The organism is Streptomyces smaragdinus (assembly GCF_009604385.1).
Lineage (GTDB): Bacteria > Actinomycetota > Actinomycetes > Streptomycetales > Streptomycetaceae > Streptomyces > Streptomyces smaragdinus.
In genome coordinates this window covers 631,293-656,429 of sequence record NZ_WEGJ01000001.1, presented here as the reverse complement: position 1 = coordinate 656,429, position 25,137 = coordinate 631,293, and the positions used below count along the sequence as shown (strand labels likewise).

General features: G+C 74.5%; 23 protein-coding genes. 9 read left to right on the top strand and 14 right to left on the bottom strand.

Features of this window, described 5'->3' with window-relative positions:
- Positions 1–26: 26 nt before the first annotated feature.
- Genes SRB5_RS03135 through SRB5_RS03105 form a run of 7 tightly spaced genes read right to left on the bottom strand, consistent with a single transcriptional unit; the run spans position 27 to position 7,936 of the window.
- On the bottom strand, positions 27–1,205 hold the full coding sequence (locus SRB5_RS03135; RefSeq protein WP_153449771.1) for a glutamate dehydrogenase: 1,179 nt from the start codon (positions 1,203–1,205) through the stop codon (positions 27–29).
- Positions 1,202–2,806: a 5-guanidino-2-oxopentanoate decarboxylase gene (locus tag SRB5_RS03130; RefSeq protein ID WP_323376929.1), complete on the bottom strand. Its 1,605-nt coding sequence runs from the start codon at positions 2,804–2,806 to the stop codon at positions 1,202–1,204. The genes SRB5_RS03135 and SRB5_RS03130 overlap by 4 nt, the downstream gene beginning before the upstream one ends.
- Before the next feature lie 47 nt (positions 2,807–2,853).
- Positions 2,854–3,720, bottom strand: a complete 867-nt coding sequence (locus tag SRB5_RS03125) for an STM4011 family radical SAM protein (protein ID WP_153449770.1) — start codon at positions 3,718–3,720, stop codon at positions 2,854–2,856.
- Positions 3,717–5,021: an STM4012 family radical SAM protein gene (locus SRB5_RS03120; RefSeq protein ID WP_153449769.1), complete on the bottom strand. Its 1,305-nt coding sequence runs from the start codon at positions 5,019–5,021 to the stop codon at positions 3,717–3,719. Before SRB5_RS03120 ends, SRB5_RS03125 begins: the two co-directional genes overlap by 4 nt.
- Positions 5,018–5,884: an STM4013/SEN3800 family hydrolase gene (locus SRB5_RS03115; protein ID WP_194292818.1), complete on the bottom strand. Its 867-nt coding sequence runs from the start codon at positions 5,882–5,884 to the stop codon at positions 5,018–5,020. Before SRB5_RS03115 ends, SRB5_RS03120 begins: the two co-directional genes overlap by 4 nt.
- Positions 5,885–5,891: 7 nt before the next feature.
- Positions 5,892–6,989 carry an STM4014 family protein gene (locus SRB5_RS03110; protein WP_323376927.1) on the bottom strand — a complete coding sequence of 366 codons (1,098 nt, stop codon included), beginning with the start codon at positions 6,987–6,989 and terminating at the stop codon, positions 5,892–5,894.
- Positions 6,986–7,936: an STM4015 family protein gene (locus SRB5_RS03105; protein ID WP_153449768.1), complete on the bottom strand. Its 951-nt coding sequence runs from the start codon at positions 7,934–7,936 to the stop codon at positions 6,986–6,988. Before SRB5_RS03105 ends, SRB5_RS03110 begins: the two co-directional genes overlap by 4 nt.
- Positions 7,937–8,047: 111 nt before the next feature.
- On the opposite strand from SRB5_RS03105, the gene SRB5_RS03100 reads away from it, so the two are divergent.
- Both SRB5_RS03100 and SRB5_RS03095 read left to right on the top strand, forming a co-directional pair.
- Positions 8,048–8,374 carry a hypothetical protein gene (locus tag SRB5_RS03100; RefSeq protein ID WP_323376926.1) on the top strand — a complete coding sequence of 109 codons (327 nt, stop codon included), beginning with the start codon at positions 8,048–8,050 and terminating at the stop codon, positions 8,372–8,374.
- The gene (locus SRB5_RS03095; protein ID WP_153449767.1) at positions 8,374–9,390 is read left to right on the top strand and encodes a DUF6745 domain-containing protein; all 1,017 of its coding nucleotides are present in this window, start codon (positions 8,374–8,376) and stop codon (positions 9,388–9,390) included. Before SRB5_RS03100 ends, SRB5_RS03095 begins: the two co-directional genes overlap by 1 nt.
- A gap of 46 nt (positions 9,391–9,436) precedes the next feature.
- On the opposite strand, the gene SRB5_RS03090 is transcribed toward SRB5_RS03095, so the two are convergent.
- The 4 genes from SRB5_RS03090 to SRB5_RS03075 all read right to left on the bottom strand — a co-directional run bounded on the left by SRB5_RS03090 (position 9,437) and on the right by SRB5_RS03075 (position 14,413).
- On the bottom strand, positions 9,437–10,027 hold the full coding sequence (locus SRB5_RS03090; protein ID WP_153449766.1) for a carboxymuconolactone decarboxylase family protein: 591 nt from the start codon (positions 10,025–10,027) through the stop codon (positions 9,437–9,439).
- A gap of 120 nt (positions 10,028–10,147) precedes the next feature.
- A complete protein-coding gene (locus SRB5_RS03085; protein ID WP_153449765.1) occupies positions 10,148–10,948 on the bottom strand; it encodes a VOC family protein in 801 nt (266 codons plus the stop codon).
- A 96-nt stretch (positions 10,949–11,044) separates the two neighbouring features.
- Positions 11,045–11,914: a universal stress protein gene (locus SRB5_RS03080; protein WP_323376924.1), complete on the bottom strand. Its 870-nt coding sequence runs from the start codon at positions 11,912–11,914 to the stop codon at positions 11,045–11,047.
- 90 nt (positions 11,915–12,004) lie between these two features.
- Positions 12,005–14,413 carry an SCO7613 C-terminal domain-containing membrane protein gene (locus SRB5_RS03075; protein WP_153449764.1) on the bottom strand — a complete coding sequence of 803 codons (2,409 nt, stop codon included), beginning with the start codon at positions 14,411–14,413 and terminating at the stop codon, positions 12,005–12,007.
- Positions 14,414–14,514: 101 nt separating this feature from the next.
- Here SRB5_RS03075 and SRB5_RS03070 point away from each other — a divergent pair, with 101 nt between their 5' ends.
- Together SRB5_RS03070 and SRB5_RS03065 are read left to right on the top strand one after the other, a co-directional pair.
- Positions 14,515–15,111 carry an HD domain-containing protein gene (locus SRB5_RS03070; RefSeq protein WP_407703862.1) on the top strand — a complete coding sequence of 199 codons (597 nt, stop codon included), beginning with the start codon at positions 14,515–14,517 and terminating at the stop codon, positions 15,109–15,111.
- Complete coding sequence (locus SRB5_RS03065; protein ID WP_323376918.1) at positions 15,108–15,563, top strand: ribosomal maturation YjgA family protein; 456 nt, start codon at positions 15,108–15,110, stop codon at positions 15,561–15,563. The genes SRB5_RS03070 and SRB5_RS03065 overlap by 4 nt, the downstream gene beginning before the upstream one ends.
- Here the strand turns inward: SRB5_RS03065 and SRB5_RS03060 are convergent.
- The 3 genes from SRB5_RS03060 to SRB5_RS03050 all read right to left on the bottom strand — a co-directional run bounded on the left by SRB5_RS03060 (position 15,475) and on the right by SRB5_RS03050 (position 19,700).
- Positions 15,475–17,460: a GTP-binding protein gene (locus SRB5_RS03060; protein ID WP_153449762.1), complete on the bottom strand. Its 1,986-nt coding sequence runs from the start codon at positions 17,458–17,460 to the stop codon at positions 15,475–15,477. The genes SRB5_RS03065 and SRB5_RS03060 overlap by 89 nt on opposite strands.
- 138 nt (positions 17,461–17,598) lie before the next feature.
- Positions 17,599–19,104: a glycerol-3-phosphate dehydrogenase/oxidase gene (locus tag SRB5_RS03055; RefSeq protein WP_153449761.1), complete on the bottom strand. Its 1,506-nt coding sequence runs from the start codon at positions 19,102–19,104 to the stop codon at positions 17,599–17,601.
- Positions 19,101–19,700, bottom strand: coding sequence for a TetR/AcrR family transcriptional regulator (locus tag SRB5_RS03050; RefSeq protein ID WP_323376916.1), 600 nt, complete (start codon positions 19,698–19,700; stop codon positions 19,101–19,103). The genes SRB5_RS03055 and SRB5_RS03050 overlap by 4 nt, the downstream gene beginning before the upstream one ends.
- Before the next feature lie 40 nt (positions 19,701–19,740).
- Here SRB5_RS03050 and SRB5_RS03045 point away from each other — a divergent pair, with 40 nt between their 5' ends.
- From SRB5_RS03045 to SRB5_RS03025, 5 genes are all read left to right on the top strand, one after another.
- Positions 19,741–21,309, top strand: a complete 1,569-nt coding sequence (locus SRB5_RS03045) for an FAD-binding oxidoreductase (protein ID WP_228389696.1) — start codon at positions 19,741–19,743, stop codon at positions 21,307–21,309.
- An 87-nt stretch (positions 21,310–21,396) separates the two neighbouring features.
- The gene (locus SRB5_RS03040; protein ID WP_153449759.1) at positions 21,397–22,278 is read left to right on the top strand and encodes a YegS/Rv2252/BmrU family lipid kinase; all 882 of its coding nucleotides are present in this window, start codon (positions 21,397–21,399) and stop codon (positions 22,276–22,278) included.
- Positions 22,279–22,484: 206 nt separating this feature from the next.
- Entirely contained in the window at positions 22,485–23,687 is a 1,203-nt protein-coding gene (locus SRB5_RS03035; RefSeq protein WP_153449758.1) for a L,D-transpeptidase, read from the top strand.
- Positions 23,688–23,731: 44 nt separating this feature from the next.
- On the top strand, positions 23,732–24,223 hold the full coding sequence (locus tag SRB5_RS03030) for a pyridoxamine 5'-phosphate oxidase family protein (protein WP_153449757.1): 492 nt from the start codon (positions 23,732–23,734) through the stop codon (positions 24,221–24,223).
- Between the two features lie 19 nt (positions 24,224–24,242).
- The gene (locus SRB5_RS03025) at positions 24,243–25,091 is read left to right on the top strand and encodes a phytanoyl-CoA dioxygenase family protein (protein ID WP_153449756.1); all 849 of its coding nucleotides are present in this window, start codon (positions 24,243–24,245) and stop codon (positions 25,089–25,091) included.
- Positions 25,092–25,137: the final 46 nt, after the last annotated feature.

Below are 25,137 nucleotides of genomic sequence, written 5' to 3'. Positions count from 1 at the left end.
TCCGGCGGCGTGTTCGGACCCTCCGTTCAGCGGTGGGTGCCGTACCGTGCCCGCAGCACCCGCAGCCGCTCCTCGACCAGCGCGTGCGCCGCCGCCCGCGGTGTCGTACCGGCGTCCGCCGCCCGGCGCAGCACCTCGCCGACCAGCGCCCGCATCGAGCGGCGGATGTGGCCGAAGGCCTCGTCGGTGTCCGCGCCGATGTCGCCGAACAGCGTCCACCACCACCAGGCGTTGGTCGCCGAGTTGACCACCACGTCCGGCAGTACGGTCACCCCGCGCGCCGCGAGCAGCACCTCCGCCTCCGGCCGTACCGGCATATTGGCGGCCTCCACGATCCACCGCGCCCGCACCCGGTGCGCGTTGGACGCGTCGACGCAGTACGACACCGCCGCCGGCACCAGCACCTCCGCGTCCGCCGCCAGCCACGCCCCGGCGTCCAGCTCCCGGTCACCGGGGCCGAGCGCCGCCCGGTCCACCCCGCCGTGCGCGTCCCGGGCGGCGAGCAGCGACTCGACGTCCAGCCCCGCGTCGTTGGCGATCGTCCCCCGCACGTCCGCGACGGCCACCACCGTCAGCCCCGCCTGCGCCAGGAACCGCGCCGTGGCCCCGCCCATCGTCCCCAGCCCCTGCAGCGCGACCCGGGTGCCCGCGTACGGCCGCCCGTCGCGCTCCAGCGCCACCAGCACCGCCTCGGCCACCCCGCAGCCGCCCGCCAGCTCACCGAGACCGATCCCGCCGACCCGTACGGCGAAGGCGTCCGCGAGCCGCCGCCGGGCCGCGGGCTCGTCGTCCAGCAGCGGGTACACGGCCTGGATGGACGACACCATCCCGGCCTCCGCCACCGCCCGGTCCACGGTCTCCTGGGTGAGCCCGAGGTCCTCGCCCATCGTCCAGAAGTGCTCGATGTACGGCCGCATCGCGCGCAGATAGCGCACCAGCACGCCGTACGCGTCCGGGTCCGACGGCGCGCAGTCGATGCCCCCCTTGGCGCCGCCGAGCGGCACGTAGCGCGCCGAAGGGTCGTAGTGCAGGGCCTCCTTCATCGTCATCCCCCGGGCGAGGCCCGCGACCTCGTCCAGCGTGCAGCCCGCGCGCATCCGCAGCCCGCCGCTGGACACGCCGCGCACCAGCCGGTCGACGACCAGATGGCCGCGGCGGCCGGTGACCTCGTCCGTCCAGGTGACGCAGAGCATGGGGGCGGTCATGGGGCGCCCTCCTCGGGGACGTGGATCAGGGTGGGGCCGGGGACGGTCAGCGCGGTGCGCAGGGCGTCGCCCAGTGCGGCGGGGGTGTCCGCCCGGACGCCGTGGCCGCCGTAGGCGCGGGCCAGGGCGGGCAGGTCGACGGGCGGCAGGTCGACGGCGTACGGGGTGTCGCCGCGGGCGCGCATGCCGTCGCGGATCTCGGCGTAGCCGCCGTTGTCGAACACCACGACGGGCAGCGGGTGGCCGAGGGCGGCGGCGGTCGCCAGCTCCTGCACGGTGAACTGCAGTCCGCCGTCGCCGCACAGGGCGATCACCTGCCGGCCGGGATCGGCGCACTTGGCGCCCACGGCGGCGGGCAGCGCGTAGCCGAGGGTGGCGAAGCCGGTGGGGTGCAGCAGGCGGCCCGCGGGGCCGAGGGGGAGGTGGGGGAGGGCGCCGTAGTAGCAGCACTGGGCCTGGTCGGAGGTGATGACGGCGTCGGGGGCGAGGATGGAGCGGAGGGTGCGCAGGTACGGGAGCCAGCGGGCGTCGCGGGCGGCGGTTTCGGCGTTGCGTTCCTCGAGCAGGTCGCGTACGTCCCGCGGGCCGTCGGGGGACGGGGGGCCGTCGAGCAGGGGGAGGAGGGCGCGCAGGACGGTGCGGGCGTCGCCGACGAGGGGGTGGGCGGCGGGGATTGTGGCGTAGGTCTGGGCGGGGTCGAGGTCGATGCGGATCAGGGTGCCGGTGAGGGGGAGTTCCGTCGTCCAGAGGTCGGATTCGGCGAGCTCCGTGCCGATCGCCAGGACGGTGTCCCTCGCGCAGAGGCGGCGGCGTACGGAGGGGCTGTGGAGGCTGACGCCGGCGGAGAGGGGGTGGTCCTCCGGGACGATGCCCTTGCCGTTCGCGGTCGTGAGGACGGGGGCGCCGAGTTTTTCGGCGAGGGTCAGGCATTCGGCGGCGGCTCGTCGGGCGCCGCCGCCGAGGACGAGGGCTGGGGTTCGGGCGGCGGAGAGTGCGGCGGCGGCCTTGCGGAGGGCGGTGGGGGCGGCCTGGCGCGGTGCCGCGGGGGGAGCCAGGGGTGGGGGGCCGGTGGGCTCGGGGGACTCCATCAGGTCCAGGGGGATCTCGAGGTGCACCGGGCGGGGGCGCTCGTGGCGGAAGAGGGTGAACGCCCGTGCCACGGCCTCCCCGACCTCGGCCACGGACGACACGCGGTGGCTGACGGCGGCCACCGCGGAGAGGGCGGCCGTCTGGCTGCGGGTCTCGTGGAGGAGGCCGGTCGGGAGGACGGGATGCCGCAGCGGCATTCCCGGGGAGACGACGAGGAGGGGCACGCTGTCGGAGTACGCCTGGCCGACGGCGGCCGTGATGTTGAGCAGGGCGGGGCCGGTCGTGGTGACGGCGATCCCGGGGCGGCCGGTCGTACGGGCGTAGCCGTCGGCCGCGTAGCCGGCGCCCTGTTCGTGGCGGGGCGCGACATGGCGGATGCCGTGGGCGGGGAAGTGGCGGTACAGCTCGAGGTTGTGGGTGCCGGGGATGCCGAAGACGAGGTCGACGCCGTGCGCGGCGAGGGCGCGGACCAGCGCCTCGCCGCCCGTACGGGGAGCCGGGATGGTCGTCACGGGGCCTCCAGCGGGTGGTGGTTACTGAATGGCGGTTCAGTGTCGGTTCAGGCAGACGGGGTGTCAACGACCGGCGCCGCCGGGATCCGTTCGAGCACCCCTCCGGCGAAGACGTCGTACAGCGGCAGCGACTCCAGATGGACGTATCCGATGTGGCAGTCACAGGTCGCCAGCGGACACGGCCGCGGCCGCAGCGCGGTGCGGTACGTGCCGTCGTAGAGGTTCCCCAGCTCCTGCCGTACGAAATGGCAGCGGCGCACCGTGCCGTCGCCGTCCACCGAGATCACCGACTCGCCGGTGCGGCACGGCAGCCCGCCGCTGGCGTGGGGCCGGCGGCTGTACGGGAACAGCGGGTCCAGGCGCTCCCAGGGCGCCGCCTGTGCGTCCGTGTAGGTACGGCCCTCGGCTGCGTTCACCCACAGGTACACGTGCGGCGGCAGGTCGGCGCGCAGCCGGCGGGCGGCGTCCAGATGCTCGGGCAGACCGACGATCCCCACGCTGAAGCGGACGCCGGCGTCCGCCAGCTCGCGGGTCTTGGCCAGGAACCGGTCGTACGGCGTCTGGCCCGGGTGGAACGTGCACCACAGGGCGAGGGAGGTGAGGTCGGCGTCGGCGAGCCAGTCGGTGCGGCAGCTGAGGTTGGTCTGGATCGCGACCCGACCCACCTGCGGCAGCCGCGACAGCCCCACCAGCGCGCGGCGGTACCACGACCGGGTCAGGCCCTCGCCCCACGGGGTGAACAGCACGGAGAGCCGGTCGTCGTGGCTGTCCGCCACCCAGCCGGTGAAGCGCTCCAGCGCGCCGCGGTCCGCCCGTAGCTGCTCGCGGCTGTCGCGGCGCTTGGCGAAGGGGCAGTACGGGCAGTCGTAGTCGCAGGACGCGAGCGGTCCGCGGTAGAGGAGGGTCAGGTTCATTTGACCTCGTACGCGGCCATCCGCGCCCGGACGGCGGGGGAGAACAGGGCGGGGCCCAGGGCGTCGGAGTGTGCCAGCCCTTCGGGGGTGAGCGTGAGTCCCGAGGTGTCCAGCCAGCCGCGGTCCGCGAACTCCGCCAGCTCGGCGGGGAAGTCGTCCGCCGGGTCCGTGCCGAACCGCTTGCGGTACGTCTGCGGATCCAGGCCCTCGGCCTGGAGCAGCGACTGGATGAGATGGCGGCGGCGCGACTCGTCGTCATCCATGCGGTAGCCGACCTCGGCCCTCGAGAAGTCCTCCGTCGCCAGATAGCCGTCGATGATCCCCCGTATCTCCCGCATCTCCACCGCGTAGTCGAAGGAGTAGTGCAGCCGGGAGGTGTACGAGCGGGCGCCGCAGCCCAGTCCGATCATGCCGTCCGTCTGGCACGCGTAATCGTCGTCCCCCGTCCGCGGGGCGCCGGGGCGGCGGAACATCCGCATCGAGACCTGCTCGTACCCGGCGGCCAGCAGATGGTCGCGTCCGGCCCGGTACAGCCGCAGCCGCTGCTCGTCCCACGCCTCGCGGTCGTCCGCCGGACGGCGGCCCAGCGGCGTGAGCGGGCGGACGTACAGCGGATACAGGTACAGCTCCTCGGGCCGCCACGCCAGGGCGGCGTCCAGCGACGTGCGCCAGCTCGTCTCCGTCTGGCCGTCGATCCCGTAGATCAGGTCGATGTTGAGCACGGGGATCCCCGCCGCCCGTATCCGCTCCAGCGCACTGTCGACGTCCCTGCGCCGCTGCGGGCGGACGGCGGCCCGGGCCTCCGACTCGACGAAGCTCTGCACGCCGAGGCTGAGCCTCGTCGTACCGCGCTCCGCCAGCACCGCCAGACGGTCGGCCGTAGCGGTCGCCGGAGACGCCTCGACGGACAGCGGGACGGCGCGGAGATCGGCGCCCATCCGCCGCTCGGCGATGTCGCACAGCCGCTCCAGCTCGGCGGCGGTGAGGAAGGTGGGCGTGCCGCCGCCGAACGCCGCGTTGGCGAACCGCGCGCCGTCGTCCAGCGCGTCGTGGGCGGCCGTCGCCTGGCGGTCCAGCGCGTCGAGATAGGCGGTCGTCATCTCGCCGGGGGCGCCGATACGGGTGAACAGATTGCAGAACCCGCAGCGGACCTCGCAGAACGGGATGTGCAGATAGAGCGAGAGGGCGTCCTGCCGCTCGCCCGCCCACAGGTCCGCCAGCCGCGGTCTGGGGTCGGTCAGCGGGCGGTACGCCGTCTTGTGCGGGTAGGCGTAGACGTACGACTCGTACGGGGTGTTCATCCGGCGCCTCCGTGCTGTCCGTGCTGTCCGTGCTGTCCGTGCTCTCTGTGCTCTCCGTGCTCTTCGGGCTCGAGGAAGAACTGTGCGTACGGCACCGTCCACACCGACTCGTGTGCCAGCCGGTGACCCGTCCAGCCGTCGTCGCCGTAGGCCGTGCCGTGGTCGGAGCAGACGATCGCGAAGCAGCGGCGGCGGCTGCTCGCGGCGGCGAACAGCCGGCCGATGTGCCGGTCGACGTACTCCAGGGCCGCCGCGTGGGTGGCCCGGGAGTCGCCGTCGTCCCGGGTGGCGCCCGGGAGATGGAACCAGTTCGGCTGGTGCAGCGCCGACACGTTGACGAACAGGAACAGCCGGCGGTCCGCCGGCAGCCCGGCGACGATCCGCTCGGCGCGGTCGACCTGCGCCTCGAAGGACGTCGGCGAGGCGACCCCGAACTCCGGCTCCCAGTGGCTCTCCTGGAACAGGCCCGGCAGCACGCCGCCCAGCGCGCCCCCCTTGTTGAAGAACCCCACCCCGCCGATGCACACCGTCCGGTAGCCCTCGGCCGCCAGACCGGACACCAGATCCGGCGTGTCGTAGACGAACGTGCCCTCGGCGGTGGTCTCGCTGCCCGCGAAACGCGCCGCGAACAGCCGCGGATGCGGTCCCGGGGCCGCCGGGGTGGGCAGGAAGCCGGCGAACATCGCCTGGTGCGAGGCGTACGTGAAGCTGCCCGGGGCGTGCCGCTCCTCCCAGACACCGCCCGGCAGATGACGCGCCAGAACGGGGATCCGGCCGGCCGCCGCGAGCTCGCGCGCCACGTCGTACCGCAGCGTGTCCAGGGTGACGAGGAGGAGGTCGTGGGTGCCCACGACCCGCGTCATGTCGACGTCAGACACGGCGGGTCTCCCCGTACGCGCCGCGCAGGACGGCGGCCACCTGCGCGTCGTACGTGTCCAGCCCCTCCGCGCCGCCGCCCGCGAGGCCGGTGAGGCCGGGGAGCAGATCACCGAACGCGTTGACCTCGCCCACGGCGAACCGCCGCCAGCCGATGCCCGGCAGCAGATCGACGCCCACGCACAGGGTGCGCGGGAAACAGGCGGCGGCCCGTTCGCAGACGGACAGCGCCTGGGCCCAGCGCTCCGGACCGATCGCCGCCCGCACCGCGTCCAGATCGCCGCGGGTGCCGCCCAGATGGAGGTTCGTCATGGGGGAGCCGCTGGTGCGCAGCACCGCGTGCGTGGCCCGTCCCGCCACCACGACGACCCGCAGATCCGCCGCCCGCCCGTGACGGGACGCCTTGGGGAACCAGCGCTCGACGTGCAGGCCGTCCGGCGCCAGCGTGTCCACGATGGCGCCGATCTGCGTCTCGTCCGTGTAGCGCCGCACCCGCAGGGAGTTGAACAGCGCCCCGTCCGGCGCCAGCTCCACCGACGTCGTCGCCCGCACCCGGCCCGGCCCCGCCGCCTCCACGGCCAGCACACCGGACGCGGACGACCCGTGCGCCGGCTTGACGAAGAACCGCCGCAGCCCCGTGCGCCGCACGTCGTCCCAGCTCCGGACCGGGTCCGCACCGCCCGACGTCGGCGACTCCGGGACCGGGACGCCCGCGGCGTGCAGCACGGCGTGGCAGCGCCGCTTGTCGAACACGACGGCGAGGTCGTCCGGGTCGGTGAGCAGCCGGGCGCCCGGATCCATGGCGTCGGCCACGGAGCGTACGGCGGCCAGGAACCGCCGGTACCAGCGTGCGGTGCCCTCGACCCGCTCCGGGGCGGCGGCGCCGCGCAGGATCCGGTCCACGGCGGCGTTCTCGCCGGGGGAGTCGATTCGTACGACGTCGCCCGCGACGCGCGGGGCGGCGCCGGTGAGGACGTCGAGCCACGGGACCACGTGCGGTGCCGGCAGACCGGCGCGGGCGGTGGCCTCGGCGTACAGGCGCACGCGGCGGTTCTCGGGGTTGCCGACGACCGTGAGCCGGGGGGCACTCACTCGGAGACCGCCGTGTACCGCCACTCGCGGCCGTCCCAGTTGTCGGGGGTCTCCTGCTCCGACACGTCCACCTCCACGCCGTGCGGCTCGAGGGCCTCGCGGACCCTGGCCGTCATCGCGTCGGACAGGAAGTGGTGGTGCAGGTCCAGCCACTGCAGATGGGTCAGCGGCTGGCCGCCGAGCAGGGCCTCGGCGCCGGTGTCGGTGAGGACGCCGAGCGACAGGTCGAGGGAGTTGAGCTGCGCGACGACGGGGGCGGCGGCGACCGCCGACGCCACCTCGTCCTGGATCTCCGAGTTCCGCAGGCCCAGATGGCGCAGGGCCGGGAAGCGGCCGCCGGCCAGCAGCGGCGCCAGATCGGCGGCCGTCGCGTCGCCGCCGTACTCGGACACGCCGAGCCACAGCTCCAGATACTTCAGCGCCGGCAGCTCACTGGCGCCCAGCGCCCGCACCACGGCGGCGGGCAGACCGCCCGCCTCGAACGTGAGCGTCCGCAGCATCTCGTGACGGAACTGCTCGAGGACCAGCCCCGTGCCGCCCCGCACGCCGAACTCCTCGAGCGCCGGGTAGGCCTTGAGCAGCGGCGTCAGATCCGACTGCTCGATCCAGGAGATCTCGGCCTCCTCCTGCTCCAGATCGCCGACGAACAGCGCCCGCAGCGCCGGGAAGCGGCCGGCGTCGGCGACGAGCCGCTCCACGATCTCCGACGAGTCGCCCTCGTACGACTCGCCCCACTGGCCGATCACCAGGCCGCGCACCCCGGCGGGGTCGATGGCGGCGACGAAGCGGTCGTAGCGCTCGAGGAACTCCTCTTCCTCCTCGTACGCGTCGACGGACAGCCGCCAGGCGACGTCGCCGGCCGCGGGCAGCGGTTCCTTGCGGTCCTCGGGGCCGAATTCGTGGACGGGCAGACCGTGCAGTTCGGTGAGGTGCTCGACTCCAGACATGCGGAGAGTTGTACCAAGCCGGTACGACAGCCCCGTTGTCAGACCCCCCGCGTAGCGTGATTTCTACCGGTCGGGCCAGGTGCGGCCGGGCCGACGAGGAGGGGAGACGCCGTGTACCGGCAAGGGGATGTGCTGATCGTGCCCGTCGCGGAGGAGGAGGTTCCGCCGCAGGTGGCGGGCGCGCCGGGCGAGCCGCGCGACGGGCGGGGGCGGATGGTGCTGGCGCTCGGGGAGGTCACGGGACACGCGCACGCGGTGGTCGGGCCGGGTCGGCTGGTGCGTGAGCCCGGGCCGTTCGCGCCGATGACGCTGCATCTGCCGGACGGTGGCCGGGTGGTGCACGAGGAGCACGGGGCGATAGCGCTGCCCAAGGGGTGGTATCGGGTGATCAGGCAGCGGGAGTACGTGCCGGGCGCGGTCCGGGTGGTGGCCGACTGATGGGCACCGTCGTCGATGTGGTGGGGCGCTGGCGGGCCGTCGCGGCGGCCACCGGACCCGCGGACCGGGACGCGGCGGAGGCCGGGGTGCGGCTGGCGTACCGGCTGGCGGGGCTGGCCGAGCCGGAGCGGATCGAGTGGGCGGCCTCGCCCCGGGCGGGTGCGCTGGCCGTGTTGGAGCCGGGTGACGGGCGGGGGCGCAGTGTCCTGGACCGGGTGCGTACGCTGCCGTGGGCCGCGGCGCGCGAGCGGATCCACGGTGAACTCGGCGCGGCCGGCTGGGCGGAGCGCTGGGCGGTGACCGGGGAGCAGCTGTGGGGGACCACGGCGATGCTGGCGGAGCGGATCCGGCGCGGGGTCGTGGAGGACCTCGCCGCGGAGGCGTCGCAGGAGCCCGCGATACGGCTCGTGCTGCTCGACGCCGTCCTCGGGCAGCACGACGCGCCCTGGCTCGCCGCGTTCGAGGGCGAGGCGCCGGAGCTGGCGGGACTGGCGGCGGTCGCCGGGTCGGCCGGCTGGTGGTGGCCGTACGAGAAGGTGGCCGTGATCTGCGAACGGCCCGAGGCGCTGCACCGGGACGAGGCGGGGCGGCTGGACCGGTCGGACGGCCCGGCGATCGGCTTCCCGGACGGGTTCGCGCTGTACGCCTGGCGGGGGATGCCCGTGCCGGCCGCGTTCCTGGACGAGCTCGGCGGGCTGACCCCGGAGCGGATCCGCACCGAGGAGAACGCCGAGCTGCGCCGCGTGATGCTGGAGCACTACGGCTACGAGCGCTGGCTCGAGGCGGAGGGCGCGCAGCCGGTGCACCGGGACGCGACGGGGGTGCTGTGGCGCATCGAGCTCGACGACGACGAGCCGGTGGTGATGGTCGAGGTGATCAACTCCACGCCGGAGCCGGACGGGACGAGCCGTACGTACTGGCTGCGCGTGCCGCCGACGACCCGCACCGCCCGGCAGGGCGTGGCGTGGACGTTCGGGCTCGATTCGGAGACGTATCAGCCGGAGCGGGAGACCTGAGCCGGGTCGCCGGCGGGTGACGGACCCGCCGGCGAAGGTGTTCCCGTCACGCCGCCTTCGGGGGCGCCGCGGTCTCGCCGGCCGGTGAGACGCCGGGGATGTCGCAGGAGTCCTTGAAGCCCTGGCTCGTCAGGCCGAGGGCCGCGTTGATGCGCGACCGCAGGTTCTCGACGGCCACCATGGTCGTCAGCTCGACGAACGCCGCCTCGCCCAGTTCGTCGAGCAGCGTGGCGGCGAGGACGTCGTCCACCTCCGGCGGAGTGGCCGTCATCGCCTCGGCGTACTCCAGCACGTCCCGCTCCAGCGGTGTGTAGGCGGCGCTGTCGCGCCACATCGGGATGTCCTGCAGCTTGCGGTGGTCCGTGCCGTGCGCGCGGCTCTCCCAGTACCCGAAGTCCATGCACCAGCTGCAGCCGATCGCGGCGGACGTCGCCATCACCGCGAGGTCCTTCAGCTGCGGGTCCAGCGCGTCGAACTTGGCGACCTTCCGCTCGAAGCCGACGTCGGCCATCAGCACCCGGCGGTTGTGGGCGAGAGCCGCGCCCGGCTCGAGCACCTTGCCGTACGTGCGCTTCGAGTACCACTCCATGAGGCGGACGAACGGGGTACGGGGCGGGCTGAGCGAGATGCGGGCCATGTGTCTGGCGCCTCCATCCGGTGCGAGGGGTGCGTGACACAGATGGGATGGACGGCGGCGGCCGGAATGTGACATCGGCGGGACGTTTGTGACCTGAATCACAAACACCCGTCCGGTGCCTCAGCCGCCCGCCGGTGTCGCGCTGCGGATGACCGCGAACATGCCGCCGTACGGGTCGGTGAACATCGCGATCCGGCCGACGTCCGGCAGGTCCGTCGGGGGCATCAGCGTCGTCGCGCCCTTCCCCGCGGCCTTGCCGGCGATCGCGTCGGGGTCGGTGACCTCGAAGTACGGGTGCCACTCGGAGGTCGCGCCCGCGACCCGGTTCTCCTCGGCCAGCCCGTGCAGACCGCCGAAGCCGGACGACTCGTTCCCGCCGGCCGGTCGCACCACGGTGTACGGGCCCGCGGGCGTCGGCATCTCGTCGGTCTCCCACCCGAACACCTTGCGGTAGAACGCCACGGCGGCGCCGGGATCCGTCGTATGGGACTCGATCCAGCACAGTGCGCCGGGTTCGTCCACGACCTGCATCCCGGCCATGCCCGGGTCGAAGACCTGCCAGAGCGCGAACTCCGCACCCGCCGGGTCGCGCAGCATCGCCGAGCGGCCGACGGACATCACGTCCGCGGGCGGCTGGACCACGGTGCCGCCCGCCTGCTCCGCGGCCTTCACGGTGGCGTCGACGTCTGCCGACCTGAAGTAGACCGACCAGCCGGTCCGCTGCTCCGGGGACATCAGCGGGCCCACCCCGCCGATCATCTTCCCGTCGAGCGTCAGGAAGCCGTAGCCGCCCGCGCCGGAGCCGGCGGGCTGGAACTCCCAGCCGAAGAGCTCCCGGTAGAAGCCGGTGGAACCCTCCACGTCGGCACTGGCGAGGTCCACCCAGGTGGGTGCCCCCTCGGGCGGATCTGTGGTGAGCATCGTCGCTCCTCCCAGCGTGGGAAATCCGGGCCCCTCCAGCATGGCAGCGGCCGCCGGCAACCGCCTTTCGGGCGGGATTCCCGCAGGTGGGGGGCCTCAGCGTTCCGGGACCACCGCCACCGGGCAGCTCGCGTGCTGCAGGACGTCGTGGTTCACGTGCCCCAGATGGATGCCCGACTGGCCGGTGCGGCGCCGCGCGCCGACCACCACCAGGTCCGCCTCGTCGCTCGCGAGCAGCAGCGCGTTACGGGCCGGTCCCTCCGCCGTGACGCGCCGGACGTCGACGTCGGGGAAGCGCTGCACGCTGTCCTTCACCGCGTGCTGCAACGCCCACTCCGCGTCCCGCATCCGCGGGTCGGCGGCCCCGGCCAGGGTGTGCGCGTGGGTGGCGACGCCGCGCTCCGGCGAACGCCAGGCCCGGATCGCGTCCAGCCGTCCGCCCCGTACCGACGCCTCGCGGAACGCGAACCCCACCGCCGCACCGCGCTCACCGGTCTCACCGACGCCCAGCACCACCCGGTCGAAGCCGCCGGCCGTGTTCCGCCCGCCGCCCCGTACGACGATCACCGGCCCCTGTGCGCGGGACGCGACCGCCAGCGCCGTCGAGCCGAGGGGGAGCGGGAGCCGCCCCCGGCCGCGGTCGCCGACGACCACGGCGAACGAGTCCCGTCCGGCGCGCAGCAGCCCCGGCACGGTGTCCTCCGCGAGGATGTCGGCCGTCAGCTTCAGCCGGGGGCCGCGGGCCTGCGCCAGCTCGGCCGCCGACGCCACGATGTGCTCGGCCTGACCGCGCCCCGCCGGCACGGGCGGTGAACCGGCGGGCAGCGAGCCGTCGTAGTACTCCCACAGGGACGCGTACACGATCCGCAGCGCCGCCCCGTGCCGTACCGCCTCGTCGACCGCCCACTCCAGCGCGCGCCGCGCCGCGTCCGAACCGTCGACACCCACCACCAGCGGAGCAGCCACGCCCCTCACCGCCTTCCGGGACCGCTCTGAGCGGCCCCCAGCTCACCCCCCGGAGCCGGGGCGCGTCAAGACCCGCACCCGCCCGGGCACTTACCGCATCCGCCCCAGGGAAGCCCGCACCCGCCGCGCCTCACGCAGCCGCTGCTCGTACGTGGCCCCGACCGCGAGCAGCAGCACCCCCACGAGCGCCGGCGGCAGCCAGCGGGGGAGGGCGCCGACCACCTGCATGACGTACGGGGCGAGTTCGTGCAGCGTGTCCAGGGCGAGGACGCCCGCGCCGAGCAGCAGCGGCGCCTGGAGCCGGTGGCGGGCGCCGAGCAGGGTGACGGCCAGCGCGGCGAGCCCGAGGAGCAGCGGGCGCTGCCAGTGCGGGTCGCCCCACGCCGCGGCCAGGCTCGGCAGCAGGGTGGCCGCCAGCCCCGGCCCGTACGCCGCCCAGGAGCTGAACTCCGCGTCCCGGCGCCGGCGCAGCCATCCCGCCGCGAGGGCGACCAGGGAGGCGGGCAGCGTGTACGCCTCGGGGGTGTCCACCCCGGAGGCGGCCAGCCGCGCCCACAGCGAGCAGACGAACAGCACCCCCGACGCATAGCCGGCCCAGCGGCGTTCGGCGCGCAGGGCCGTGCCGGCGGCCACGACGCCCGCGAGGGCCAGCGCCCCGGCCAGCCACGCGGCGTCACCGGCGGCGAGGGCCAGGGCGAGCAGCCCGGCGGCGGCGCCCGTCGCCTCGATCGCGGGGCCGACGGCGGGCTCCTTCAGCCGCTCCGCGAGCAGCGAGGCGAGCGCCGGCACCAGCAGCACGACGGGCGCGACCTGATGCGCGGGCAGCCCGGCCGCCGCGGGCGCGGCCACCGCCAGCCCGGTGGCCCAGGCGGTGGCAGCGGCGGCGACGACAGCCCGGTACGCGGGGTGCCGGAGCGCCGCCGTCGCGCCGGCCGTCGCCGCGAGGACGGCGGCGCACACGGCGAGGGTCGCCGTTTCCGTGGCCAGCGCCGCCAGCGTGGCGTCCGCCGCGGCGACGAGCCCCAGGCACAGGGCGGTCGTCACAAGCCCGGGACGGGTCCGGCCGGCGTCGGCCCCGCCCCGGCGTTCCAGCACCACCGCGGTGGTGAGCGCGGCCCCCGTGACGCACAGGAGCAGCACCAGCGCCGCGGGATAGGCGAGCGCCGTCGTCGCGGGCAGCGTCAGCGCCGCGCCGCCGGCCAGCGCGAGCGCCGCACAGGCGGCCACGTCCCGGGCGCGCCCCGCGGCGGCCCGCGCGACGAACACCCCGGCGGCGGCCGAGACGGCGAGCGTGACGGGCACCTGCAGCCCCTCGCCCCAGGGGAGTTCACCGAAGGAGGAGGAGCCCCGTATGTCGTCCGGGGCGCCCGACCACACCTCGGACGTCCACCGCACAGGCCCCAGCACCGCGGCCGCCAGCACCGGAACCGCCCACCACAGCGCGATCGCCTGCACGACCGCCGCGCCGGCGGCCAGCCCCCGGCGCAACTGTTCCGGTACGGAGAGGGCGACCGCCGCGACGAGCAGCGCGGGCAGCAGATACCCCGGCACCGCCCAGTCGTCCGGCACGGCGACCCGGATCACCCCGCCCACCGCGCCGATCACCGCCAGCGCGCCGACCACGGACGGCGCCGTCCACCGCGCCCGCCACGCCGCGTACAGCGCGACACCGCCGCCGGCGACGAGCAGCGCCCCGGAGCGCAGCGCGAGGGCCGCACCCTGGGCGGACAGCGACAGCGCGAGCCCACCGAGCAGCCCGCAACCGCCCACCGTCCAGGCGGCGACGACGGCCGTCCGCCGTACGGACGGGCGGGTGATCCACAGCACCGCCGCCAGATCGGCGGCCGCCGTGGCGACCAGCGCCCACAGCACGCTCTCGTCACCCCCGGCGGTCGCGGCCAGCAGCGGCAGCACCGCCTGTCCGGCCACGACGCCCGCGGGCAGCGGCAGTCGCAGCCCCCGCAGCAGCAGTCCGTACCCGAGCCACCCGGCGGTGAGCACGGCGAAGGCGACCGCCCAGAAGCCCGTCTCGTCGGCCGGATCGGCCACCAGCCGTACGGCCAGCGCGTCCACGAGGGTCAGCACCAGCGCCAGTGCCCCCACGGCCTCCGCGCTTGAGGTCAGACCGCGCCGCGTCAGCAGCACCGGTATGCCGCCCGTGACGGCGGTGACGGTGCCGAGCACCAGGGCCCGGCCGCCGGTCCCCATCGAGCCCCAGCTCACCAGGGTGAACGCCAGCGCGGCGATCGCCAGCAGCACCCCGCCCAGGGTGAGGAGCACGTTCTGGGCGCTGGGCGGCGACACTTCGGGGGCCGCCGTGGCAGGCCGGGGCTGCCACGACGGCCGGAACGGGGGCGGGCCGGCGGGGCCCGCGGTGGTGCGGAGCACGTCGAGGAGCCAGGCGCGCCGGGCGACCAGCTGCGCCCGGCGGGCGTCGAGCATCGCGAGCTCGGCGTCGATGTGCCGTAGCTCCTCGGCGGGCGGCTGCGGTGTGGTCATACGACGAGTGTGTCGGGGGTCACAGGCGTGCCGCATGAGTGCGCGTACTCAGACGACGGTGAGTAGGCCCCGCCTTCCGGCCGTCGGCTAGCGTGTCGCCCGTGCCGACCCCCGCCGCGCTGCTGAGCGCCCTCCACGACCCGGGCGAACCGCCGCTGCGCCCGCTCCCGCCGGGGGTGCCCGAACTGCTGCTGGAGCTCCCCGCATCCCCGCGACTGGCCGCGCATCTGCGGCTGGTGCACGACGTGGCGGCGACGCTCACCGACTGGCTGGCGCGCGAGTACCCGGCGCTCGACGTGGACCGCGAGGCCGTCCTCTTCGGCGCGGCCACCCACGACATCGGCAAGGCCCTGCACCCGGCGGAACTCTCCGGTCCCGGCTCGGCGCACGAGGAGGCCGGCCGGGAACTGCTGCTCGCGCGGGGCGTCGAGGCCCGGCTGGCGCGTTACGCGGGGACGCACGCGTCCTGGACCGCGTCCGGCACCACGACCGAGGACCTCCTCGTCAGCCTCGCGGACAAGATCTGGAAGAACAGACGCGTACCCGAACTGGAGGACCTGGTGGTGCACAGGCTGGCCGCCGCCCGCGGCCGCGAGGCCTGGGCGGAGTTCCTCGCCCTGGACGACGCCCTGACGGGCATCGCCGCGGACGCCGACGCCCGGCTGGCGTTCCAGGCCGCCTACCCGGTGACCGCGTGACCGGGCGCCCGGCCGCCGTCGCGGTCGCCCTGCTCGTGGTCGCCGCCGGGCTCGGCAGCCGCGCCGTACTCACCGGGTCGAGCGGTAAGTACGCCGGGGACGCGCTGTACACCGTGCTCGTCTGCGCCCTCGCGCTCGTCGCCGCCCCGCGGGCGAGGCCGGCCGCCGCGGCACTGACCGGCCTCGGCGTCAGCTGCGCCGTGGAGCTGCTGCAGCTGACGGACCTCCCCGCGACACTGGCCGAACGCAGCGTGCTCGCCCGGCTGGTGCTCGGCACGACGTTCAACGCCCCCGACGTCCTCTGGTACGCCGCCGGTGCCGCCCTCTGGTGGCTCGGCCACCGCCTGGCGGGGCGGCGGCCGGTCACACCCGTCGCAGGACGCGCAGCAGATACTCCTTCCGGTGCAGCGGATCGTGATCCGTCCGCGCCCGGGCCGGCGGGGGGCCGCTGACCGGCGCGTAATGGGAGAAGCCGGCCTCCAGGATCCCCTCGCCGCGCGTCAGCCCCGGCAGCCGCTGCTCCAGCGTGTGGACCCGGGCGGCCGGGACGACGCCCTCCAGGACGTACACCGCCCCGCGCAGCGACGGCGCCTGCGGCACCGCCCGCAGCCGCGTCAGCACCGGCAGGAGGGTGCCGAACGTGTCGGCGGGGATCTCCAGCCGGAAGCGGTGCATCGGTTCGAGCACCTGGGTGCCCGCCCGCCGCAGCGCGTCCATCAGCACCAGGGGTGTCAGCCCGCGGAAGTCACCCGCCGTCGTCGACATGCTCTTGTCGAACGTGGCGTGCGCGTGACTCTGCCGCGGGTAGTACTTCGTGTGCGTGACGGTTACCGCCGCGTCCGGTACGTCCCAGCCGTGCGGCCCCTGGCGCAGGGTCTCGCGGACGGTCTCCTCCACGGCGGCGAAGAACGCGTACGGCATCGACCCGAGTTCGACGTCCAGCCCGAACGACACCCCCGAGCCGGGCGGTGACGGCTCGACGCGCAGTCCGAGGCCCGCGAGGAACGGATTGCCGTCCTCCTTGATGCGTTCCTCCGCGTGTCCGCTGCCGACAGGCCGTTCGATGTGGAGGGTCGTCGTTTCGCGAAAGCCCGCCGTCAGCCCGAACTCGTCCGCGAGGGTGGCCTGGATGACCTCCTTCTGCACCTCGCCGTAGAGCGACACGTACAGCTCGCCCCGCAGATCGTCCTGCCGCAGGTTGATCAGCGGATCCTGCTCCGCCAGCACCGCCAGCGCGCCGTGCAGCGCCCCCTTGCGGGACGGTACGTCCGGTACGACGACGGTCTCCAGGGTCGGCGGCGCGAAGAAGTGCTCCTCCGTCCGCTCCGGGGGATCGCCGATCGCGTCGCCGATCCGGACGTCGTCCAGGCCCCACAGCTTGCCGATGCGCCCGGCCGGTACCGCGTCCCGGGAGCGGACGGAGCCCTCTTCGAAGACGCCGACGGACGTCACCTTGGCCTCGAGAGTGCCGCGGAACGTCACCCGGTCCCGTACCCGTACGGTCCCGGAGAACATCCGGACCCAGGCGATCTTCTCCCCGGCCGGTCCGCGTTCCACCTTGAACACCGTCCCGGCGACCGGCCCTTCGCCGTCCGTGGGCGCGGTGGGGAGCAGCTCCCTGATGCCGCCGGTCAGTTCGGCCACCCCGGCTCCGGTGATGGCGGAGCCGAAGTACACCGGGTGGACCTGTGCGCGGGCCGTCTGTCCGGCCAGGGCGGTGCGCAGCCGTCGCGGGGTGAGGGACGCCGGTTCGTCGACGTACGCCGCCAGCAGCGCGTCGTCCTGTCCGGCGAGCAGCTCGGCCAGCTCCGGCCGGTCGGCGCCGTCCGGCTCGTACGGGGTGAAACCGGCGTCCGCCGTGCCGAGGCCGTGCGGGGTGCCCATCGCGACGACGGAGGGCGTGAGCCGGCGGGCGAGTTCGGCCAGCAGCTCGTCGCCGCGGGCGCCGCGGCGGTCGAGTTTGTTGACGAAGACGAGCGTGGGGATGCGCAGCCGCTGCAGGGTGCGCATCAGCACCCGGGTCTGCGCCTGGACGCCCTCGACGGCGGACACCACGAGCACCACGCCGTCGAGGACGCCGAGGACGCGTTCGACCTCGGCGATGAAGTCCGGGTGGCCGGGGGTGTCGATCAGATTGACGGTGACGCCGTCCACGACGAACGACACGACCGCCGATTTGATGGTGATGCCGCGCTGCCGTTCCAGCGCCAGTGAATCCGTCCGGGTGCTGCCGTCGTCGACGCTGCCGATCTCGTCGATCACTCCGGCGTCGTGCAGCAGCCGTTCCGTCAGGCTGGTCTTGCCGGCGTCAATGTGCGCGAGAATTCCCAGGTTGAGCGTGCGTTCCAAGCGTCAGGTCCTTTGCAGAGGAGGTGATTCCTTCCGTGAGGGACTCCGACGCAGCTCGCATGTCACGCTCCTGGTATCGCTGACTGATGACCCCCCGACTCCACCAGAGGCGGAGCCGGGGGGCAACCGATTAAGTGCTCAGAGGGCCGCGGCGAGGGCCTCCCGGGCCGCCGGCAGGGCCGCCTCGCGGTCGTCCGGCACCAGGCCGATCCGGGTGCGGCGGTCCAGCAGGTCCGCCTCGTCCAGCGCGCCCTCGTGCCGCACCGCCCACAGCAGTTCGCCCACCGTCGTCGCGTGCCCCGGGACCACCGGCGCCGCGCCGAGGGCGTGCACGGCCGGCGCCTCCGTCCCGTAGCGCCGCACCAGCCGCCACGGCGCGTCCAGGGCCGCCAGCCGCTCCGGCGCCGCCGCCCCCACGAGCGGGAGCCGCGTCGTACGGCACGCGCCGGCCGTCAGCCCGCGCGCCGCCACCGCCGCGTCCACCGCGTCCTGGGCCATCCGCCGGTACGTCGTCAGCTTGCCCCCGACCACGGTCACGACCCCGTCCGGCGACGTGCGGACGGCGTGGCGGCGGGAGATGTCGGCGCTGGCCCCCTCGGCCTCCAGCAGCGGGCGCAGCCCGGCGAACGCCCCCGCGACGGTCTCCCGCCGCACCGGCTTCTCCAGCGCCGAGTCCAGCAGGTCCAGCAGGAACCCGATGTCCGCCTCCGGCGCCTGCGGCTCGTCCGGTACGGGCCCGGTCACCGGCTCGTCCGTGAGCCCCACGTACACCCGCCCGTCCCCCTGCGGCAGCACCAGGGCGAACCGTCCGTAGTGCCCCGGCACGGGGATGTGCACCCCGGCGGACGGCCCCCCGAGGTCCGCCGACCGCAGCACCAGATGCGTGCCCCGCGAGGGGCGCAGCCGGATGCCGTCGACGAGCCCGTCCGCCCACACCCCCGTCGCGTTGACGACGGCACGCGCGCGTATCGCGAACCGGTCGCCCGTCAGCTCGTCCCGTACCGCCGCACCCCCGTCGCCGAGCTCGAGCGCCCGCACCCGCGTCAGCACCCGCGCCCCGAGCCCGGCGGCGGTGCGCGCCAGCGCGGTCACCAGCCGGACGTCGTCGGACACCTTGCCGTCCCACGACAGCAGTCCCGCGCGCAGCCCCTCGCGGCGCAGACCGGGCATCAGCTGCAGCGTCTCGACGGCCGACAGCCTGCGGGGCCGGGGGAGCGTCCGCCGCGAGGTACGGGCCGCCGCCCGCAGCGCGTCGCCCGCGCGCAGCCCCGCCCACCCGAGCGCCGCGTCCTTGCGGGAGGTCAGCGGCGTCAGCGGCAGCACGAACGGCTGGGCCTGCACCAGATGCGGGGCGGTGTGCTCCATCAGCACGCCCCGCTCCACGGCGCTCTCGTGCGCGATGGCGAACTGGCCGGAGGCCAGATAGCGCAGCCCGCCGTGGATCAGCTTCGAGCTCCACCGGGAGGTGCCGAAGGCCAGGTCGTGCGCGTCGACCGCGGCGACGGTCAGCCCCCGGGAGGCGGCGTCCAGCGCCACCCCGGCGCCGGTCGCGCCCAGCCCGACGACGAGGACGTCGACGGCCGTACCGGAGGCCAGTTCGGCGAGCTCCCGGGCGCGGCGTTCGGCTGTCAGCGAGGAGTTCATGGCAGGAGCGTCCTTTCCAGCACCAACCGCAGCTCGTCCTCGAACGCCTCGGTGGCCAGGAGGGGGTCGGAGTCGTCGGTCATCGTGCGCAGCGAGAGGGTGAACGACTGGACGATCAGCAGCACCACGCGCGACTGCCGCACCGGGTCGTCGGTCCGTACCGAACCGTCCGCGTGGCCGACGCGCAGCGTGTCCGCCAGCTGCTCCAGCAGCGCGTCCTGGGAGGCGCCCCGGCGGTCCAGCATGTACGGCAGCAGCAGCTCGGGGTCGACGTCGATGATCTTGCGGAAGAGCGGATGGGCGCGCAGCGCCCGCGCGCCGTCCGTCAGCCCCTCCACCAGCCGCTCCCGGGCCGGCCGCGGATCGTCGTCGGCCGGCCGGGCCCCGGCCGCCGCGGCGAGCCACTCACGGGTCATCAGATCGCCGACCAGCGCCCGCACGTCGGGCCACCGCCGGTACACGCTCATCCGGGACACCCCGGCGCGGCGGGCCACGTCGGTGAGGGTCGTACGGCGCACGCCGACGGCGAGCACACAGTCGCGGACCGCGTCGAGCACCGCGTCGTCCACCGAAGTCTTGTGACGTTTGGGCTTCACATGTCACAGTGTAACCAGCCGAGGAGGAAGCCCGTTGAACATGTTGTGGAACGGTTGGGGAGATCCGGAGCGGGCGACGCCCCTGCCGCAGGCGGTCGCCGGCCTGCTGCGCGAGCTGCTGGGCGTGGAGCCCGCCGCGCACCCCCCGGTGGCGCTGGCGGACGTCGCCGTCGCGCCGAGCCGGCTGACCGACGGGCTGCTGGCCGCCCTCACGGCCGTGACGCAGGTCCGTACGGACGACGAGACGCGTGTCCGCCGCACCCGTGGCAAGTCGACGCCCGACCTGATGCGGATGCGTGACGGAGAGGCCGCCGACGCCCCGGACGCCGTCCTGCTGCCCGCCTCGCACGACGAGGTGCTCGCCGCCCTGCGCGTCTGCGCCGAGCACGGAGTCGCCGTCGTCCCGTTCGGCGGCGGCACGTCCGTCGTCGGCGGACTCACCCCGCGGACGACCGGCTGCCGGGTGGCCCTCGACCTGCGGCGGCTGAACGGGATGACGTCCCTCGACCCCGTCTCGCGGACCGCCGTCCTGCAGGCCGGACTGCGCGCGCCGGAGGCGGAGCGGCTGCTCGCGGCGGAGGGCTTCACCCTCGGCCACTTCCCGCAGTCCTTCGAATGGGCGACCATCGGCGGCTTCGCCGCCACCCGCGGCAGCGGCCAGGCGTCCGCCGGCTACGGCCGCTTCGACGACATGGTCGTCGCCCTCACCGCCGCCACCCCCCGGGGCACCCTCGACACCGGCCGCGCCCCCCGCTCGGCGGCGGGACCGGACCTGCGCCAGCTGCTGCTCGGCTCCGAGGGCGCCTTCGGCGTCATCACCTCCGTCACCGTCCGCGTCCGCCCCCTGCCGCGGGAGCGGCGCTACGAGGGCTGGCGGTTCGCCTCCTTCGCCGAGGGCACCCGCGCGATGCGCTCGCTCGCCCAGGACGGCCCGCTGCCCACCGTGCTGCGCCTCTCCGACGAGACGGAGACCATGGTCGGCCTCGCCCGCCCGCAGTCCATCGCCGAGTCCGCCGGGGCGGCGGGCTGTCTGCTGCTCGCCGGCTACGAGGGCGACGCCGCCCGCACCGAAGACCTGCGCGCCCGCACCCACGAGGCGCTGCGCGGCCTCGGCGGCGAACCGCTCGGCGACGAACCCGGCGAGCAGTGGGCACAGGGCCGCTTCGACGCCCCGTACCTGCGCGACTCCCTGCTCGGCGCCGGAGCCTTCGCCGAGACGCTGGAGACCGCCACGTTCTGGTCGAACATCCCCGCCCTCTACACGGCGGTACGCGACGCGCTGACGGCCACCCTCACGGCCGCCGGCACCCCGCCGCTGGTCATGTGCCACATCTCCCACGTGTACGAGACGGGCGCCTCCCTGTACTTCACCGTCGTGTGCGCCCAGGGCAAGGACGACCCCCTCGCCCACTGGGACACCGCGAAACGGGCGGCGAACGACGCGATCCTCGCGGCCGGCGGCACCATCAGCCACCACCACGGCGTCGGCACGGACCACCGCCCCTGGTACGAGCGGGAGGCCGGTGACCTGGGCACACAGACGCTGCGGGCGGTCAAGGCGGCCCTCGACCCCCAGGGGATCCTCAACCCCGGCGTCCTCGTACCCTGACGATTCGGTCCCGGACCTTCCCAAACACCGCCCGTATCCCGTACAGATCATCTGTCGCGATCCCGTCACGAGAAGCGAGCCGCCGCCATGCGCCAGTACACCGCCGTCATCAACCCCGCCGCGGGCGGCTCGGCGGGTGCCGCCGTCCTCCACCCCCTCGCCCGGCTGCTGCGCGAGGCCGGCGCGGAGGTCGAGGTCTCGTACAGCCGCAGCCTGGACCACGCCGCGGAGCTCGCCCTCGAGGCGGGGCAGGCCGGCCGGACGGTGCTCGCCGTCGGCGGCGACGGGATGACCGGCCGCATCGGCGGCGCCCTGGCCGGCACGGACACCGTCTGCGGCATCGTCCCGGCCGGCCGCGGCAACGACTTCGCGCGCGCCCTCGGCCTCCCCACCGAGCCCGGCCCGCTCGCCGAACTGCTGCTGAACGGCGAACCGCGCGCCGTCGACGCGATCCGGCTGACGTCCGCCGTACACAAGGACACCGCGGTCCTCGGCAGCGTCTACTCCGGGGTGGACGCCGTCGCCAACCAGAACGCCAACAACTCCCGGCTGCTGCGCGGCTCCGCCTCGTACTACATGGGCGCCCTGCGGGCGGTCGCCGGCTGGCGCCCGGCCGGCTACCGGCTCACCGTCGACGGCACGGAGTACGAACGCCGTGGTTACACGGTCGTCGTCGCGAACTCCGGCTACTACGGCTTCGGCCGGCAGATCGCCCCGGCGGCGAAGGTGGACGACGGGGTGCTGGACGTCGTGGTGCTCCACCACGTGCCGCGGCGGATGTTCTTCGCCGTCATGAACGAACTCAAGGACGGCAGTCACGTCAAGCGCCCCGAGGTGGAGGTGCTCACCGGGACCGAGGTGCGCATCGAGGCCGACCGGGAGCTGCCGTACGGCGCCGACGGCGAGATAGACGCCTCGCTGCCGGTGACCGCGCGGGTCCTGCCGGGGGCCCTGCGCGTCCTGGCCTGACCCATGCGCGGACGATCACCTTGCGACGGTGATCGAATCGTCACCCGGGGGCGAAACCGAACGTGCTACCCATGACGTCCTAGAGACAGGAACACCCGTACCACCGGGTTGAACAGGCGCCTGAACCCGGCGAGTCGGGGATAAGGGCACCTGCACCGGGGGAGTAACGGGCAAGGACGGACGAGCACGCCCAGGGGGACGAATTCATGATGTACGGGAAGCGCCGGCGCGTGGCGGGGGCGGCGGTCGCCGCCGTGGCGGCGCTGCTGCTGGCCGGCTGCACTGGGACGGGCAAGGCGGACACCGAATCGGGGTCCGGCGGGGGCGACAAGAAGAGTGAACCCTTCGCCATGACCCTCGCCCCCGCCGCGGGGAAGAAGGACGTCCCCGTGGCGAAGAAGGTCACCGTGGGGGTACGCGGCGGCAAACTGGTCTCCGTCGAGGTCGCCTCGCCCGGCCCCGGGAAACTCGCCGGCAAGCTGAACGGGCAGCGCACCTCCTGGACGTCCAGCGCGGCGCTGGCGCCGGGGGCCTCGTACACCATCACCGCGCGCGGTATGGACGACAAGGGCAAGCAGCAGACGCAGACCGCGGAGTTCAGCACGGCCGCGCCCAGCAAGGACAAGACGTTCTTCGGCGAGTACTACCCCGACAAGGGCGTCACCGTCGGCGTCGCCCACCCGGTGTCCGTCACCTTCAGCAAGCCCGTCAAGAACAAGGCCGCCGTCGAGCGCGCCCTGTCCGTGCAGGCCGAGCCGGCCGTCGAGGGCTCGTGGAGCTGGCTGAAGGCCTGGGACGGCCGCGACAGGATCGACTACCGGCCGCGGGAGTACTGGAAGGCCCACACCAAGGTCACCCTGACGATGCATCTGGCCGGCGTGGACGCCGGCGGCGGGGTCTACGGCACGCAGGAGCGCGTCGTGGACTTCAGCATCGGTGACGCGGTCACCTCCACCATGGACGTGAACAAGAAGACCCTCACCCTGGAGCGCAACGGCAAGGTCGTCCGCACCGTGCCCGTCTCCAGCGGCAAGCCGGGCTTCGAGACGTGGAACGGCACGATGGTCGTGCTCAGCAAGGTCCCCACGATCCGGATGAACTCCGAGTCCGTCGGCATATTCGGCAGCGAGGCCTACGACCTCGGCGCCGTGAAGTGGGACGTCCAGCTCACCACCTCCGGCACCTACGTGCACGCCGCGCCCTGGAACGAGGGCAAGTTCGGCCGGGTCAACGGCAGCCACGGCTGCATCGGGATGAGCACGTCGACCGCGCAGTGGTTCTACAGCCAGGTGAAGGTCGGCGACCCGGTGACGGTGCTCCACTCCACCGACGTCGTGCAGCCCAACAACGGCTACGGCGACTGGAACGTGGACTGGGACGCCTGGGTGAAGGGAAGTGCGCTGTCATAGCCCCCCGTTAGGGTGGAGGCCTGGACCCAGGGGAGGGCGGCAGGATGAAAGAGGAACTCCGCGCGCGGGCGCGGGCGGTCATCGACGGCAACCTGTACATGGTGCTCGCCACGGTGGGCCCCGACGGCGCCCCCTGGGCCTCGCCCGTCTTCTACGCCACGGAGGACGGGCGGGACTTCTACTGGATGTCCTCCCCGGAGGTCACCCACTCCCGCAACGTCGCCCACGAGCCGCGCGTGAGCATCGTGCTCCACGACTCGACGGCCAAGGTGGGCACCGCCGCCCCGCTCGCGCTGTATCTGTCGGCGCGGGCGGAGGAGCTCGACGGGGACGGCATACCCGAGGCCCTGCGCGTCTACCCGGGCGATCCGTCGCGCGGCGGGCGCCCGCCCGCCCCGGAGGCCGTGCGGGCGCCGGGGAAGTGGCGGATGTACCGGGCGCGGGTCACGGAGTACTCCGTGATCTGCCCCCGGGACGGCGGCCCGTGCGCCGAGCACGGGCTGGACCACGAGCACCGGACGACGCTCGAGCTCTGACCCACGCGGAGGTGCCGCCATGCTGACGTCCAACGGCCACGTCCTCGACGAGTCACGGCACCGCCTCGGCGAACTCCGCCCGGTCCCCGAGCGCGTACGGGACGACCGGGCGGAGCTCTGGCGCCGGCTGCGCCGCGACGGCTACCTGTACCTCCCGGGGCTCCTCGACGCCGACGTCGTACGGGACTTCCGGCGCACGTACTTCGAGGCCGTCGCCGCGGCCGGCCTGCTGGACCCGGCCACCGACCCCGCCGCCGGCCGCGACAGCGGCGGTCAGGTGGACCTCGCCGTCCTGCGCCGGATCCTGTACCGCGACGTCGTCCCGGGCGACGCCTACGCCCGGTTCTGCTCCCAGCCCGCGCTGCGTGGCTGGTTCGCCCGGCTCTACGACGACCCCGTCTTCCTGCACCGCCGGAAGATCATCCGGCATGTCCGCCCCGGCGAGCGCGGCGTCGGCACGGCCACCCAGGCGCACTACGACCTCGTCTACCTCCGCGAGGGCACCGACCGGCTGCTGTCCGCCTGGATCCCCCTGGGTGACTGCCCCGTCCCCCGCGGACCGCTCATCTACCTCGAGGGCAGCCACCGGGTGTTCACCGAACGCGAGCGCGCCGGCCAGGCCCTCCCGGCAGCGTCGATGACCGCCGACCTGCCCCGGCTGGCGGACGAGCACGACGCCCGCTGGCTGGTCACCGGCTTCGCCGCCGGCGACGTCATGGTCCACTCGCCGTACCTGGTGCACGCCTCCCTGGACAACACCGACCCCGACGGCATCATCCGGCTGTCCACCGACATCCGCTACCAGCGGGCGGGCGACCCCATCGACTGGCGCTGGCAGCAGCACTGGCACGACCTCGACGGCCTCTGAACCGGCCCGCGCCCACCCCCGCTTGATTGTTTCTGCTCAATTGCAG